This is a genomic window from uncultured Thalassolituus sp. (assembly GCF_950066645.1).
Classification (GTDB): domain Bacteria; phylum Pseudomonadota; class Gammaproteobacteria; order Pseudomonadales; family Oceanobacteraceae; genus Thalassolituus.
In genome coordinates this window covers 42609-57353 of record NZ_CATMFB010000015.1, presented here as the reverse complement: position 1 = coordinate 57353, position 14745 = coordinate 42609, and the positions used below count along the sequence as shown (strand labels likewise).

The 14745-nt window shown below is 52.4% G+C and carries 12 protein-coding genes; 7 read left to right on the top strand and 5 right to left on the bottom strand.

Going from position 1 to position 14745, the window contains the following annotated elements; all coding sequences use genetic code 11:
- Positions 1 to 3: 3 nt before the first annotated feature.
- The 3 genes from Q1L85_RS13705 to Q1L85_RS13695 are packed head-to-tail and all read right to left on the bottom strand — an operon-like array spanning position 4 to position 4414.
- Positions 4 to 2178, bottom strand: a complete 2175-nt coding sequence (locus tag Q1L85_RS13705; RefSeq protein ID WP_300427408.1) for a transglutaminase domain-containing protein — start codon at positions 2176 to 2178, stop codon at positions 4 to 6.
- Positions 2175 to 3383 carry a DUF58 domain-containing protein gene (locus Q1L85_RS13700; RefSeq protein WP_300427409.1) on the bottom strand — a complete coding sequence of 403 codons (1209 nt, stop codon included), beginning with the start codon at positions 3381 to 3383 and terminating at the stop codon, positions 2175 to 2177. Before Q1L85_RS13700 ends, Q1L85_RS13705 begins: the two co-directional genes overlap by 4 nt.
- A complete protein-coding gene (locus Q1L85_RS13695) occupies positions 3383 to 4414 on the bottom strand; it encodes a MoxR family ATPase (RefSeq protein ID WP_300427410.1) in 1032 nt (343 codons plus the stop codon). Before Q1L85_RS13695 ends, Q1L85_RS13700 begins: the two co-directional genes overlap by 1 nt.
- A gap of 143 nt (positions 4415 to 4557) precedes the next feature.
- Here Q1L85_RS13695 and Q1L85_RS13690 point away from each other — a divergent pair, with 143 nt between their 5' ends.
- From Q1L85_RS13690 to Q1L85_RS13660, 7 genes are all read left to right on the top strand, one after another.
- The gene (locus Q1L85_RS13690; protein ID WP_300427411.1) at positions 4558 to 5529 is read left to right on the top strand and encodes a metalloregulator ArsR/SmtB family transcription factor; all 972 of its coding nucleotides are present in this window, start codon (positions 4558 to 4560) and stop codon (positions 5527 to 5529) included.
- Positions 5530 to 5566: 37 nt separating this feature from the next.
- The gene (metK, locus tag Q1L85_RS13685) at positions 5567 to 6778 is read left to right on the top strand and encodes a methionine adenosyltransferase (protein WP_300427413.1); all 1212 of its coding nucleotides are present in this window, start codon (positions 5567 to 5569) and stop codon (positions 6776 to 6778) included.
- A gap of 76 nt (positions 6779 to 6854) precedes the next feature.
- A complete protein-coding gene (gene ahcY, locus Q1L85_RS13680) occupies positions 6855 to 8237 on the top strand; it encodes an adenosylhomocysteinase (RefSeq protein WP_300433424.1) in 1383 nt (460 codons plus the stop codon).
- Between the two features lie 202 nt (positions 8238 to 8439).
- Positions 8440 to 9264: a methylenetetrahydrofolate reductase [NAD(P)H] gene (gene metF, locus Q1L85_RS13675; protein WP_300426114.1), complete on the top strand. Its 825-nt coding sequence runs from the start codon at positions 8440 to 8442 to the stop codon at positions 9262 to 9264.
- A gap of 40 nt (positions 9265 to 9304) precedes the next feature.
- Positions 9305 to 10432: a hypothetical protein gene (locus tag Q1L85_RS13670; protein ID WP_300426115.1), complete on the top strand. Its 1128-nt coding sequence runs from the start codon at positions 9305 to 9307 to the stop codon at positions 10430 to 10432.
- A gap of 11 nt (positions 10433 to 10443) precedes the next feature.
- Complete coding sequence (locus Q1L85_RS13665; RefSeq protein ID WP_300426117.1) at positions 10444 to 11433, top strand: hypothetical protein; 990 nt, start codon at positions 10444 to 10446, stop codon at positions 11431 to 11433.
- A complete protein-coding gene (locus Q1L85_RS13660; RefSeq protein WP_300426119.1) occupies positions 11430 to 12704 on the top strand; it encodes an O-antigen ligase family protein in 1275 nt (424 codons plus the stop codon). The genes Q1L85_RS13665 and Q1L85_RS13660 overlap by 4 nt, the downstream gene beginning before the upstream one ends.
- Here Q1L85_RS13660 and Q1L85_RS13655 read toward each other — a convergent pair.
- Positions 12662 to 13750 carry a glycosyltransferase gene (locus Q1L85_RS13655; RefSeq protein ID WP_300426120.1) on the bottom strand — a complete coding sequence of 363 codons (1089 nt, stop codon included), beginning with the start codon at positions 13748 to 13750 and terminating at the stop codon, positions 12662 to 12664. The two genes, Q1L85_RS13660 and Q1L85_RS13655, sit on opposite strands and share 43 nt — an antisense overlap.
- Positions 13740 to 14744 carry a phosphotransferase gene (locus tag Q1L85_RS13650; protein WP_300426122.1) on the bottom strand — a complete coding sequence of 335 codons (1005 nt, stop codon included), beginning with the start codon at positions 14742 to 14744 and terminating at the stop codon, positions 13740 to 13742. The genes Q1L85_RS13655 and Q1L85_RS13650 overlap by 11 nt, the downstream gene beginning before the upstream one ends.
- Between the last annotated feature and the right edge of the window lies 1 nt (position 14745).

Genomic DNA, 14745 nt, shown 5'->3' with positions numbered 1-14745 from the left:
CGGTCAGCCGCTCTGGCGCAGACTCAGCCATAGGTCTGAGGCAGCTTCGGCGGCTAACCTGCGGATATCCGCGGGCGCGACGGCCTCTCCATGGTAAAACACCTGTTCGGATTGCGCGGCAAGTGCTTTCATGGATTCACTGATGGTCACCTGACCTTCTATCCGCACGAGCCATTGCGCGAAGGATTCTCCCCGCTCCCGGACAGATGCCCTGACCCGGGCCATCCGCTGCAGGTGATAAAAGCAGAAATGCAGAGTATCTTCAGCACTGGCTACCGGGCACCCGGCAATCCGCTGCTGGCTTCTCCAGGCAAGCCACCAGGGCCACCATTTGCGACGGGTAGACAACCCGATGACTGCTGCGACAGCGAAAACACCCCATAACCACCAGAGCGTTACGATCACCCACTTTACCCACGAAAGGGCAAGTATGACGCTGCTATACACCACCATCCAGAGATGGCTCAGTATGGCAGACACTGAATAGTCTCCATCACCGGAGGCCATCGTCCTATGCTGGATACTTTCGGCATACTCGCGGATCTGTTCAGCCGTGATACGGCTTTCCTGTGGCCGGGGTAAAGCATAATAGGCCGTTGGTTCAAACGTTACCCAACGGCCGTCAATCCAGGCCTCCGTCCAGGCGTGCCCGTCGATTGCCCGTATATCAAAATACCCTGTTAATGGGTTTCTGACTGTTGCACTGAACCCCGTCACCAGGCGGGCAGGCACGCCCACTGACCTCAGCATCACAGTCATTGCGCTGGCGAAGTATTCGCAATGTCCTTCGTGAGTTTCAAACAGAAATTCAGAAAGTGGCGTACGGTCCTGAGAGACCAGAGCGGATTCAAAGCTGTAGCGATACGAGGTTCTCAGGTGATGTTCCAGTGCGACAGCGCGCTCATAAACACTGTCACCACGGGCAACCTGTTGAGCAAGCCTGCGGATCGCGGGATCAAACCCTGTTGGCAACTGCAGGTCTGCTTTTCGCGGAGCAGGCCCCCGGGCGACAGGACGCTGATCTCTGAGCTCGAGCAGGGAGTCTGCGGTGTATGTTGTTCCCTCCAGCAGAACACCAGGCAGCAGGGGTTGATCAAACTGATCCAGCGCGATCACGCTCGATGGAACCCATAAAGTGACAGGCTCACCCGCCAACGGCAGCCAGGCGGGGATGGTTTCTTCAATACTGATGGTGTGGAGAAAGTTTCCGGCCAGGGTCTCGTTAACCGTCACCTCTCCCTTACGGTCGGCAGAGAATTTCCGCTCAATATTTTCGTCAGAAGTCTGCCAGCTGAGTCCGTCAAATGTGTCGAAACTCCGGACTTTAAGATACGCCCCCCGGGGCGCTTTCATCCGGGCAATAACGGTATCCATCGGCAGAGTGCCCGACCGCTGTGGTGAGGAAATATGGAAGGTTTCGTTGAAGCCCGTGTAGCGATAACTTTCCTGTGTTTCGGTGCCATAGCCAGACAGGTCTGTGATCTGTTTGAGATCGTCATAACCACCCTTACGGTCATCCGGTAAGTCGCCATCGGCGTCGGTAAGCCAGGATTCATTATGATAAAAATCACCCGCGGATGCGCTGTGACCACCTATGTTCAGTGCGGTCAGGCGCGGCATCAGAAGATAGATCCCCGCCGCCAGGACCATAGTCACCAGTGCAATCACGGAGCGCTGCTGCAACGGCGGACCTGCAAGCTCTTTATCATCCCCACGATCGAGCCAGAGTTCGGTCAACGCGAAGGCAGCGACGATGCAATAGGCCGCAAGCACCAGAAGGTACCCACCGGTTTTTGCTTCTGCAGCACCCGCAAGCACAAAAACAAAACTGACTGTCTGTGCGAGAAAGAATTTACGGTGATTGTTGAGTTGTACCGCCATGGCCAGCATCGCCCCGTAGAGCAACGCCATCAATGCCACGACCAGACCGTTCTGAAAATACAGCAGGAAAAACATCAACAGACCAGCAACAGCAACGGCATCCGCTAATGGCTTGGTTGTTTCGGGGGTATCCCGGTGACGCCAGCCCTGCTGCAGGAGGAAAAAGTTCAGAGGCAGGCTGGCGCCTCCCAGAAGCAACCCTAGCCAGGGATTAATAATGGCAGCCACCGCCCCACCCACAGCGATGGCGAGCTGAAGACTGAACCACTCCAGTGTCTGTGGACGATTAAGTTTCATGACGCCAGTACCTGAGAGAGGGAAGAAAGACGGTGAAGATCCAGAATAAAATGCCCCGGATTTACTTGTCTCCAGCCTTCGGCGTAACGCCCCATGGGCTGCGTAAAGCTGGCATCGTTATAGACAATATCCAGATGCCCACCCGCCTGGCCCGGCGAGATTTCCTGACTGTCACGCCGCACCGTCATCAGCACGGGGACGTCACCCTGCTCGGCCAGAGCACTGACAATTGCACTCTGATAGCTTTGCCGTCCATCCTCCTGCACCGCCGCCAACGCTTTCAGATGTTCAATGATGTCGTGGGTGCCGGGCTCTACGGTGAGCCTCATCGTTGTGGCGTTATTCACATAAACCTGAAGTCGGATATTGTGACTGCGGGCATATTCCATCACAGATGCTGCAATCTGCAGCGCATACTCGAGCGTCGAGTCTTCATTATCTCCGATACTGCTGCCGGTTCCGGCATCAACAACCATCAGCCAGGAGGGACGATCAAAGCTGTGATATTCGCGAACGACCATTTCCTGGCGACGGGCTGACGCCCCCCAATGAATATGTTTCAGAGAGTCACCGGTACGATACGGCCTCACCCCAGCAAACTCACTATGCATACCCCGACTGAGAAAAGAGTCGGCGCCTTCTGCCACCGCATGCTCCGCATGGGGCTGAGGCAAGCGCGCAATGCGGTAAACCCGGGGGACAACGGTTATCGTCACAGGATTCACAGGCACACGCCGCTTCTGACGAATAAATCCGAACGGCCAGCTGCTCGTCACCTCACAATGGCCGAGCACAAAGACACCCCGGCGCGGCGCCTCATAACTTAAGGTCACGGGCTCGCTCAGATCGGTCCGGGGAATAAAGTGCTCCTGTCGCTCCGCCCCGGGAATCGTCTCTGCTACGGCCAGGAAATACAGCGGGCTCTCAGAAATAAAACGGTACGACACCTGCAGAGACGCCCCCGCTCTTGCCACACCGGTCTGGCGACGATGAATCCGGATATTGCGTAGCACCCAGATTGGCAGAATCCAGCTGACGAGCAAGAGCGCCAGCAGCAGCGAAGACAGACCGTAAAGCAGAGCAATATCACGGTTCCAGGCGATCAGGAAGCACACCACCGCCATGCCAGCAATGAACCTTGCTGGCGTGATAAAACGCCCCACCAGTCGAAGCAGCAGCCGCGCTGCTCTGTTCTGCGTGGCCATCAGTCAAATCCGGGTTCCAGATCTCCCGGGTAATCCGGCACCGGCACCGACGCGAGCAGGCTATCCCAGAAACTACGGCGATTCTCTGGGTAATTCAGCGTGTTGTCGCGAAAAACCAGCCGGTGACCGAGAACAGGCTCAAGCAGGCTACGTACCATCTCCGGGTCGACGTACTCGCTGCCCTGCAGGAACGCTGCCGCCCGTGCCGCCTGCATCAATGCAAGTGATCCACGGGGACTGGCGCCCAGACGAACCCCTTCGCGCTCCCGTGTTGCACGGACCAGCTCGCTGATATAAGTAGCAACCGGTTCGGACACCTGTACCTTTGTAATCTGTTTCTGCAGGACTTTGACGGTCGCTTCTGATAACAAGGCTTCCAGTGCCGATAATGGGTGGCCATTGAGTTGTGCCATCATCATAGCGACTTCCTGGCGGGCATCCGGATACCCCATACTGATTCGCATAAAGAAGCGATCCAGCTGGGCTTCCGGCAGAGGAAAGGTGCCGCTGTATTCAACCGGGTTCTGTGTGGCAATAACCATAAAAGGATCAGGTAAGGGATACGTTTTCCGGTCGCAGGTAACAGTCCCTTCTGCCATCGCTTCGAGAAGTGCTGACTGCGTGCGCGGAGTCGCACGATTGATTTCGTCGGCCAGCAGGATATTGGCGAACACTGGGCCCGGCATAAAGTGAAACTTATGCTCTTCAGAGTTATACACACTGATCCCGGTAATATCTGAAGGCATCAGATCCGGCGTGCACTGGATTCTTTTCATATTGAGTGCGAGGGCCTGACTCAGTGCCCTTGCCAATGTCGTTTTCCCAACTCCGGGAGCATCCTCAATGAGCAGATGCCCACGACAGAGTAGACTGATTGTCACCAGACGTAATACCTCCGGTGATGTCTGTACGACCGTCCCCAGCCGCTTCTGCAACTGTTTCAATATTGCGCGCGCTTTGTCCTGAGTTGCTGTGGTGTCCGTCATGGCTGTTCCCTGAAAATAAGTGACCTCAGTATGCCAGTCCGTCATCAGGAACCCAATCCTCTGCGCCCGGCTTGTGAACGGGTTACGGAATGTAATTCCATACCCAACACAAAACTATATCGAAAAAAATTGATATAGATAAAATCCAACCTTATACTTGCCCAATGATTACCCAGAATCCGTCCGTTGTGTCTCTGTCTCAGCTGGCGCTGGCAGCAAAAGCCGCCGGTGATCCACTGCGCATGAGTGTGCTTAAGCTGTTGGGTCAGGGTGCATTCGGGGTTCTGGAGCTGTGTCAGATCTTTGATATTAAGCAGTCGAGTATGAGCCATCACCTTAAGGTGCTGTCTCAAGCGGGTCTGGTCAGTAATCAGCGCGAAGGCAACAGTATTTTTTATCGCCGTCCGCTGAACACCGGCAACGATACCTTCAGTGTCTGGCTCCGGGAGCTGTTCCGCGCGATTGATTCGTCGCTTGATGAAAGCGATAACAGTGCCGCCGTTGATGGCGTACTGGCAGAGCGCGCGGAAGCCTGTGCCGGATTCTTTGCCCGTCATGCGGATGATTTCCGCGAACAGCAGGATCTGATTGCATCGTATGAGCAGTATGGCGATGCACTGGCGACCATTCTTGACTCCCTGGGCTACCTGCCGGGAAGCAATGGGAATAGTGGCTACGCTTTGGAAATTGGTCCCGGCGAGGGTGCATTCCTGCAGACCCTGAGCGAACGTTTTGCCGCAGTGACGGGGCTGGATATTTCACCGGATCTGTTAGCGAAAGCAGAAACTTTCTGCCACGAGAACAGCCTGAACAACGTTTCTCTGGTTCAGGGAGATACCCGCGCGTTGCTTGAATCGCGCAAGAACGATGAAGGCTTCGGTTTTGCCGTCGCCAATATGGTGCTGCACCATGTGCCGTCACCGAAAACGATTTTTACTGAGGTTGCCGCCCTGCTGGCACCCGGTGGCACTTTTCTGGTCACTGACCTGTGCCGCCACGATCAGAGCTGGGCAAAGGATTCTTGTGGTGACTTATGGCTGGGCTTTGACCCAGCGGATCTCAGCCAGTGGGCTGAAGACTCTGGCTTAAAAGAAGGCCAGAGCCAGTATTCCGGTTTAAGGAACGGGTTTCAGATCCAGTTCCGATTGTTTCATGCGTAAACACTGAGTCAGCGCATCACATTTAAAGGAGTCGCACATGAGCGAATATTCGATTTTTACTTCAGAGTCTGTGTCTGAAGGTCACCCTGATAAAGTTGCGGATCAGATTTCTGACGCCGTTCTGGATGCCATCATTGCACGCGATCCATACGCCCGTGTTGCGGTAGAAACTCTGGTAAAAACCGGTATGGCCGTCGTGGCTGGTGAGGTAACGACCTCCTGCTACGTAGACCTTGAAGATATCGTTCGTGATGTGATCACCGGTATTGGCTACAACAGCTCTGATGTTGGCTTTGACGGTGCGACCTGTGCGGTTCTGAACGGCATTGGTAAGCAGTCTGTGGATATCAACATGGGTGTTGACCGCGCTAAGCCTGAAGATCAGGGCGCGGGCGACCAGGGCCTGATGTTCGGTTACGCGACTAACGAAACCCCTAACCTGATGCCAGCGCCTGTGTACTACGCTCACCTGCTGGTTCAGCGTCAGTCTGAACTGCGTCGTAACGGCACCCTGCCTTGGCTGCGTCCGGATGCGAAATCTCAGGTGACCATCAACTGGGAAGGCGACAGCCCGAAAGTTGACGCGGTTGTTCTGTCGACTCAGCACGATCCAGGCATCAGCCTGGAAGAACTGCGCGCCGAAGTACTGGAACACATCATCAAACCAGTACTGCCAGCAGAGTGGCTGCACGAAGGTACTCTCTACCACATCAACCCGACCGGCAACTTCGTAATCGGTGGCCCTGTCGGTGATGCCGGCCTGACTGGTCGTAAGATCATCGTTGATACTTACGGCGGCATGGCGCGTCACGGTGGCGGTGCATTCTCTGGTAAAGATCCATCAAAAGTTGACCGTTCTGCGGCGTACATGGGCCGTTATGTCGCCAAGAACATCGTTGCTGCGGGTCTGGCTGACCGTTGTGAGATTCAGGTGTCTTACGCCATTGGTGTGGCTGAACCGACTTCTGTGTCTGTAAACAGCTTCGGTACTGGCAAGATCAGCGACCAGGCTCTGGCAAAAGTGATCCGTGAAGTATTCGACCTGCGTCCATACGCGATCCAGAACCAGCTGGAACTGCTGAACCCTATGTATCAGGCAACTGCTGCCTACGGTCACTTTGGTCGCGAACCGTTCGAAATGACGTACGAATACAAAGATAACGGCGAAACCAAAAGCAAAACCTTCACTGCGTTCACCTGGGAACGCACTGACAAGGTGGATGCACTGAAAGCCGCTGCTGGCCTCTGATCCAGATATTTTTCGCGTTTAAATTTTTCAGGTCGCTGGTATTCCCCGGCGACCGTAACAGCAAAAGGGCAAAAACATGACCCAGTTTACTGATTACAAAGTTGCAGATATGAGCCTCGCTGACTGGGGCCGTAAAGAAATTAAAATTGCCGAGGGCGAAATGCCGGCCCTTATGGCGCTGCGTCGTAAGTACAAAGACGAGCAGCCGCTGGCAGGCGCAAAAATCATGGGCTGTATCCACATGACCATTCAGACTGCGGTTCTGATCGAGACTCTGGTGGATCTGGGCGCTGACGTCCGTTGGTCTTCATGTAACATCTTCTCGACTCAGGATCACGCTGCGGCAGCCATCGCCGCTGCTGGCATCCCGGTATTCGCCTGGAAAGGTGAAACCGAAGAAGAATTCCTGTGGTGCATCAAGCAGACCATTCTGGCAGAGAAAGACACTGACCAGGTATGGGACGCGAACATGATCCTCGACGATGGCGGCGACCTGACCGAGATGGTTCACAAGGATTTTCCAGAGATGCTGGCCAGCATCCACGGTATTTCTGAAGAAACCACCACCGGTGTACACCGTCTGCTGGAAATGATGAAAGAAGGTACCCTGAAGGTGCCTGCGATCAACGTAAACGACGCCGTGACTAAGTCTAAAAACGACAACAAGTACGGCTGCCGCCACTCGCTGAACGATGCCATCAAGCGCGGTACTGACCACCTGCTGTCTGGTAAGAAAGCGCTGGTGATCGGTTACGGTGACGTGGGTAAAGGTTCTGCCGCCTCTCTGCGTCAGGAAGGCATGATCGTTAAAGTAACTGAAATCGATCCTATCTGTGCTATGCAGGCCTGTATGGATGGTTTCGAAGTGGTTTCTCCATACATCAACGGTGAAAACAACGGAACTCTGGAAGCTGTTGACGGCGACCTGCTGGGTAAGACCGATCTGATCGTGACTACCACCGGTAACGTAAATGTATGCGACAAGTTCATGCTGCAGAAGCTGAAGAACGGTGCCGTGGTCTGTAACATCGGTCACTTCGATAACGAAATCGACACTGCCTTCATGCGTGAAAACTGGGAATGGGAAGAAGTGAAGCCACAGGTACACAAAGTGTACCGTGACAAAGCCTCTGACGATCACCTGCTACTGCTGTCTGAAGGCCGCCTGGTGAACCTGGGCAACGCCACAGGTCACCCATCCCGTATCATGGATGGCTCATTCGCTAACCAGGTACTGGCTCAGATTTATCTGTACGAGCGCAAGTTCGCCAACCTGATGGAAGCCGAGAAGAAAGAAAGCATTTACGTAAAAGTATTGCCGAAGAAGCTCGACGAAGAAGTAGCGAAAGACATGGTTGAAGGCTTTGGTGGTGTGATCACCAAGCTGACACCAACACAAGCTAAGTATATCGACGTTGATGTGGATGGCCCGTATAAGCCAGAAGCTTATAAGTACTGATGTTTGAGCGGAGCTAGCTGCATTGGCATAGCTTTGTTTAAAAGCTGCGCGAAATACTCACTTACACCCAGTAAGCTGCGTTTTCGCGCCACTTTTCGCCTTGCTCTGCCTGCTTCGCAAACGCTCCTTGTAGATCTGATACGCCCGAACAATATAATTGGTAGAAACAGACACCGTCTCTACCAGATTAAGAGAAGTAAAGATGACTACCTTAAGTTTTGAATTTTTCCCGACCAAAACCGAGGAAGGGACAGAAAAACTGCTCAAAGTGCGCGACGAACTCGCTGCCTTTAACCCAGAGTTTTTCTCGGTGACTTACGGTGCCGGTGGTTCTACCCGCGACCGCACCTACGCCATCGTCAAAGCCGTTCAGGAGCGTGGTATCGCAGCCGCGCCGCACCTGTCATGCGTTGGTGACAGCAAAGAAGACCTGCGTTCACTACTGAACGAGTACAAAGACCTGGGCATCAACCGCATCGTCACTCTGCGTGGTGATCTGCCAAGCGGTGCCGGCCTGGCCAGCAGTGAGCTGCGCTACGCCAATGAGCTGGTCGAGTTTATTCGCGAAGAAACGGGCGATCACTTCACTCTGGAAGTAGCAGCCTACCCAGAGATGCACCCTCAGGCCACCAGCTTCGAGAAAGATCTGGAGCGCTTTGTAAATAAAGTGAAGGCCGGTGCAGACAGCGCGATCACTCAGTACTTTTTCAACGCCGACAGCTACTTCCACTTTGTCGACCGGGTTCGTGATATGGGTGTGGATATTCCAATTATTCCCGGTATCATGCCGATCACTAACTACAGTAAGCTTGCCCGCTTCTCAGATGCCTGTGGTGCCGAGATTCCGCGCTGGATCCGTAAGCAGCTAGAAGCTTATGGTGATGACAGTGCGAGTATCACGCAGTTCGGAGAAGACGTTGTCAGCGACCTTTGCCGCCGTCTGCTGGATGGAGGAGCGCCGGGTCTGCACTTTTATACCCTGAATCAGTCAGAGCCAAGCCTCAGGGTGTGGCGCAACCTGATCTGATCAGGAAGCAATGACGCGGCAAAAATAAAGGACGTTCACTGTGAAGATCGCGATATTTGCCGCGCGAAAAACTCATCGCCATTATGCCAATAAGCTCAGTGGTTATCTGAGACACGCAGGTGCTACCGAAACATCGGTACTCTGGTATAAAAACCTCTGGCAGACACCGGCGTGGTTGCTCGCCCTGTTCCGGATTCCCGGCTCTTCACTGATCCGGGTTGCAGCCGACTTCGTACGTACTAAGCAGAACAGTCCCGCCTCCGTCGCATCGGGGGGGAAACGTTTCTATATTCTATTTCCCCTTAAACTAATAGAAGCAAGGGTTCTTTACAGCATCTATTACTACACGTTCAAGAGTCGGGGGATCTCTCATCTCGTTATCTGGAATGGCCTGAAATTCCGACAACGGATTGCGGTCATCGCTGCCCGGGATCTCGGTATACCCGCCATGTTTATCGAGCGTGGACTGTTCCCCGGGACCACCACACTGGATCCTCAGGGCATCAATTATCTGAACTCGGTGCCACGCGAACCAGCAACCTTTAAGACCTTCTGCGAGGAATTTTCGGTAACATCCTGCCCAGACGCCCGCCCGGACAAACTTCCGGATTCTTATATATTTGTTCCCTTTCAGGTGAATACTGATAGCCAGATTGTTATGTTCTCCCCCTGGCTTAAAAACATGTTTGAAATGGTAAAACATTTTGAACAGGCCGAAAAAGCACTCGGGGATGCAATGCCACACATTGTTTTTAAGCCTCATCCGGCGTGCGAACAGGACTACAGTGATCTCATTGAAGACATCAATGAACGTGGAGGACGCCTGCACATTGAAACGGACACTCCAACCCCTGTTCTGATCGGACATGCCGATGCCGTATGCACCATCAATTCCTCAGTCGGTATGGAAGCAATTCTTATGAACAAAAAGCTCATCGTTCTTGGGCAGGCATTCTATGGAATTGACGGACTGACACTCAGAGCAAAAAGGCAGCAGAGTCTCGAAAGCGCCCTCAGAAAGATAGCGGACTGGCAGCCTGATCAGAACTTACGTAATGCTTTTCTGACACATATCAGGGATGAGCATATTGTACCGGGAAGTTGGCAGAATCCTGACGACCACCACCTGGACTCGATGGCCTCCCGTATTCTTTCATTTATACGCTGATATTACTGATCATGGCCCATCACCTTTTTCTGGCATCCACTCCATTTAATACTGTAATCGCCAGTATGATCGCTCTCGACTTACCTTCCGATGATACCTGCGAACTCTGGCTGATCGACCAGCCCTCAGAGTGCTCAATATTTGTTAAGGGTGTACTCGCGTGGCCTGATTCTCCGTTCAGAGACATACGTATCGCCACCTATCAAGCCAGAAGTGTGCAGCAGAAGAAACAGCGTAAGCGTATTCTCAGACAGCTATCCCAGCAGGCGAAAAGTTCGGGGGTTACGGATCTCTATACAGGAAATGACCGACGCATTGAGTTCCAATGGCTTATGGCCCATCTGCCATCGACAGTGAAAGGTCACTACATTGACGATGGCACATACTCCTACATAGGCAGAAACACCCGCTGGTTCAGCGATGGCATCGTTGACAACCTCCTGAAGAAGTTGACCTATGGGTTCTGGTGGAAACAACCTGAGACAATAGGTGCATCTGACTGGATCCAGATGGCTCACCTTGCGTTCCCGGAACACGCAGTGCCCCAGCTTCAGAAAAAAGTGATCCTGCAGATCCCTGATCACTTATCGAACCCCGCTTTCACCTCGCTGGGTGCTGATTATTCTGACACGCTATCAGAGGCCGCAAAGCTGGATGCCCTGATTATCCTTCCACACGAATCCGTGCGTTCGGTAACGATCGAGCAGCGACTGCTACAGGAAGGGAGTAAGTACGAACGCTGTGGCATCAAGCGCCACCCTCGCTCAGAATCCGGACTCCCGGGAGACACTACTCACATAACAGAAATCAGTGCCAGAGTTCCTTTCGAGCTGCTCCTGAGTGGATTAAAACCAGAGTGTTGCGTCATCGGTGATGTATCAAGTGCGTTACTTACCGCTCGTTGGTTACGTCCCCGGTTACAGGTGATATGCCTGGCAGAGCAAAGTAATAGTCTGACAGATCTGATGCGTAAAATAGGCATTGAGGTAAGTATTGTATGACCCACTCATTTACTGTCAGTGGCAGACTGATTTCTTATCTGATGCTGGCGGGGCTGGTGGCGTACGGGTTGAACTACCAGATCACCAAAACGTTACTGCATTTGTCTGCACTTGTGGCACTGGTTACCTGGCTACGGGCTGGGGTTCTCTGTTTCACTAAAAAGAATAGTCTTCCGATTGATATTGACCTGAAAGACCCCCGCATAATATTGAGTACCCTTCTGCTCTTATCTGCCTCAATAGTTCTGGTGGAAACTTCTCTGTCCGACACATTCATGTCAGCCAGGTTCCGGAAAGACTTCGTAACCCCTGCGATATGCTTTGCACTTATCTTACCTGTTGCTGCAGTAGATAAGCGTACCTTTCAACTATTCCGCTGGGCAGTACCAGTTGCGGCTGTATGTATGGCAATTCCCGGAATTATTGATCAGTATGCTGACAGACCTCCGCACTACCGAACTAGTGGAAATATCGCATTACAGATAATTTATGGCACTAACCTGGCGATTCTGAATGCTACGGGGGTGATTCTTATGATGACTATGAAGCCATTAAAGCATCCTATTCTCCTGGTCCTCAGTTTTCTCGCAACCGTCCTTGGCGTCTGGGCAATTATTCTGAGTGGCAGTCGTGGGCCACTGCTTTCTATTCTTCTGGTCTCATTCATCACCGTGAGTCTGATCAGTGCAAGACATTTTGGTCTGCTTAAAACCTTTGTAATAATCATACTGCTTTGTCTGACAAGCAGCTTTGCTGTTATTCAGTCTTCAATATTTTCGAGACTGACAGACGGATTCAATAACGTCTCGACCAATGTCACTAATAGCTCGCTGGGCTTAAGATTTGAGATGTGGAAAGGCGCTAAAGACCTGATAATAGAACATCCAATAAGTGGGGTTGGTGTCGGGCAGCAGAATGATCATTTTAAAGCCCGGAATCAGGAGCAGCAGGACTATATGCACCCTGAAGCAACGGATTTCATCCACCTTCACAATGATGTTGTCAACGCCATAACCTGGATGGGGATCCCACTCGGATTACTCTTTATGGCGTTCGCTGTTTATCCGCTGATATGGGCTCTTAAGGCCCGTAAAGAGGTTGTTCCCCAAGCAATGATTGCAGTCTCCGTTATTTATCTGCTGAACGGATTGACTAACACCCCTTCGATCCGGGCAACCTCTCTGACACTGATGCTCTCAGTCGTATTTCTGCTTCTGCAGTTCTCAGCTTACCGATCAGAAACACCATCGTCTTCGAGTAACGCCAGATAACGTCTGGCGACCTCGGCAGAATCAAAGCGCTCTCCTATCCAGGCAGGGATTTCCGGATAGTCACGCAACGCCTGGTCCATCGCAAGCGCCAGAGCTTCCACATCGCCTACAGGCACCAGAAAAGGTGCCAGCTCATCGATCAGTATTTCAGATGGCCCAGAAGGGCAGTCTGTGGCGACAGCAGGAGTGCCAACCAGAAGCGACTCAATCAAAGCCCGCGGTGACCCCTCAGCCTCAGATGCGAGCACCGACAGCGCAGCATGCTTCAGAAGGCGATATGGATTTCCATCCCAGCCCCAGAAAATGACCCGCTCCTGCAAGCCCAGATCTTTGGCTAATGCCCTGAGGTTACTCTCATCTTTGCCACGGCCAACCAGTACCAGTGATACCTCTTTATTCTGCATACGCCCCAGTGCCCGGATGGTATCTGCATGACGCTTACGCACATTCAGAGAGGCGATAGAAACAATATAACGTCCTTCTGGTAAATCACCCTCGGCTGCGGCAGCGGTCCGTATCGCGTCCAGATCGAACGGGTTAACAATCTGTCTCACATTTTCAGGAGGCACTTTAAGATTATTAATCAGATCATTTCTGATGCCTCCCGACAGAGCGATCACAGGGCGCGCGGCAAACTTCTTACGAAGATTGCGGATTTTCCGTGCGCGACTCCAGAACTTCCAACGAGGGCCATCAGTAATCCACGCTGTCGGAGTAATGTGCACGGAGCAGACTTTATTAGCGACTGGTACCACGGGGTAATACTTGGCATTACTGATAACAAAGAGATCGTAGTAATCCTTGCCTTTCTCAGCGATGCTCTTCTTCAGACGGACTCTGGCCTCACGATTTGACGATGTTTTCAGCCAGATACAGTTCACACCCGCCTGAGGGGTGTAATCGCGATGATCGCGCAAGACGTATAGGTCAACCAGTGCCCCTTCCCTGACCAGAGCTTCTGCCAGTGTCAGTATCGTTTTTTCTGTACCGGCGCCCATCAGGCTTGTCACCATAATTCCGATACGACGTTGTTTCTCAGGCTGCATAGATTCCCTGGTATTCGAAGTAGCTGAGCGCAGGCAGAAGCTTTCTTCTGATGACCTGCTCTCTATGTTTTGGCTTTATCTTCAGTGAAGAGGCTATTAAGTAAAGGAACACAAACAGAGATTCGTCTGACGTACGCAGAATACGGTTTGCCCCACGATAATCCATTAATGCGTAGGTAAATCCTTCTTCATATTTGGAATAATAAAAAGCCAGATCCCAACTGCGGATACCTACCAGATAGTACTGAAGGTCAATCAATCGGTAATCAAAATCTGAAACAGAAAGAATATTCTGACGTTTGAAGTCACCATGAACCAGCCCTGCTTCACGCTCAAACAACGCCTCCCAGTCACGCATGACAGTACGCGCGACTAGCATAATGCGCTCTCGAACACGTTGTCCCAGTATCGCCCGTCGTTCTTCAAGAAAAGTCCCGATAAAGTCCAATGCTTTCCCGGCGCGCTCTTCACTGACAAGATGATGAAGTACTTTACGTATGTTCGTATCAGGCCGGACCTGAGCCCGCAAAGTAGTGCTGTCACCTAAGGCGTTTTCATAATCATTCACCTGCATAAGCCGCCAATGCAGTGCATGAATCGCAGATGGCAGATACCGGGAAGGCTGTTGCAGAAAGGTACTGCTGGTCACAGCCAGGTCGCTGCTGAGCTGACGATAATACACTGGCTCTGCCGTCAGTTTTTCACCCTGCTCATCTGACCAGCGGATAAAGCGGAACTCTCTCTCTGCCAGCTCCGGTGCCTGTATTTTAGAAAGAGCGAGCGGCGTACGACCTGAATCTCCATAATGGAGAAACATGCCCTGGTTATTAACACCACCTAATTCGGCATACTCAAGATTAAGAGTTGTAATCCGTAACTGACCAGACGCCTCACCGAGCACATCCAGCAGAATGCGTGGGTTGATCGAATTTTCATTGCAGATACTATGAACACGGGCGATCGCCCTGGCCGTCCTGAGCCAGTTTCTTTTCATA

Bases quoted from the DNA above. Each gene is read 5' to 3' on its own strand.
- Q1L85_RS13705 (WP_300427408.1), bottom strand. From the start codon at position 2,178: ATGAAACTTAATCGTCCACAGACACTGGAGTGGTTCAGTCTTCAGCTC.
- metK (WP_300427413.1), top strand. From the start codon at position 5,567: ATGAGCGAATATTCGATTTTTACTTCAGAGTCTGTGTCTGAAGGTCAC.
- Q1L85_RS13695 (WP_300427410.1), bottom strand. From the start codon at position 4,414: ATGACGGACTGGCATACTGAGGTCACTTATTTTCAGGGAACAGCCATG.
- metF (WP_300426114.1), top strand. From the start codon at position 8,440: ATGACTACCTTAAGTTTTGAATTTTTCCCGACCAAAACCGAGGAAGGG.
- ahcY (WP_300433424.1), top strand. From the start codon at position 6,855: ATGACCCAGTTTACTGATTACAAAGTTGCAGATATGAGCCTCGCTGAC.
- Q1L85_RS13665 (WP_300426117.1), top strand. From the start codon at position 10,444: ATGGCCCATCACCTTTTTCTGGCATCCACTCCATTTAATACTGTAATC.
- Q1L85_RS13700 (WP_300427409.1), bottom strand. From the start codon at position 3,383: ATGGCCACGCAGAACAGAGCAGCGCGGCTGCTGCTTCGACTGGTGGGG.
- Q1L85_RS13650 (WP_300426122.1), bottom strand. From the start codon at position 14,744: ATGAAAAGAAACTGGCTCAGGACGGCCAGGGCGATCGCCCGTGTTCAT.
- Q1L85_RS13660 (WP_300426119.1), top strand. From the start codon at position 11,430: ATGACCCACTCATTTACTGTCAGTGGCAGACTGATTTCTTATCTGATG.
- Q1L85_RS13655 (WP_300426120.1), bottom strand. From the start codon at position 13,750: ATGCAGCCTGAGAAACAACGTCGTATCGGAATTATGGTGACAAGCCTG.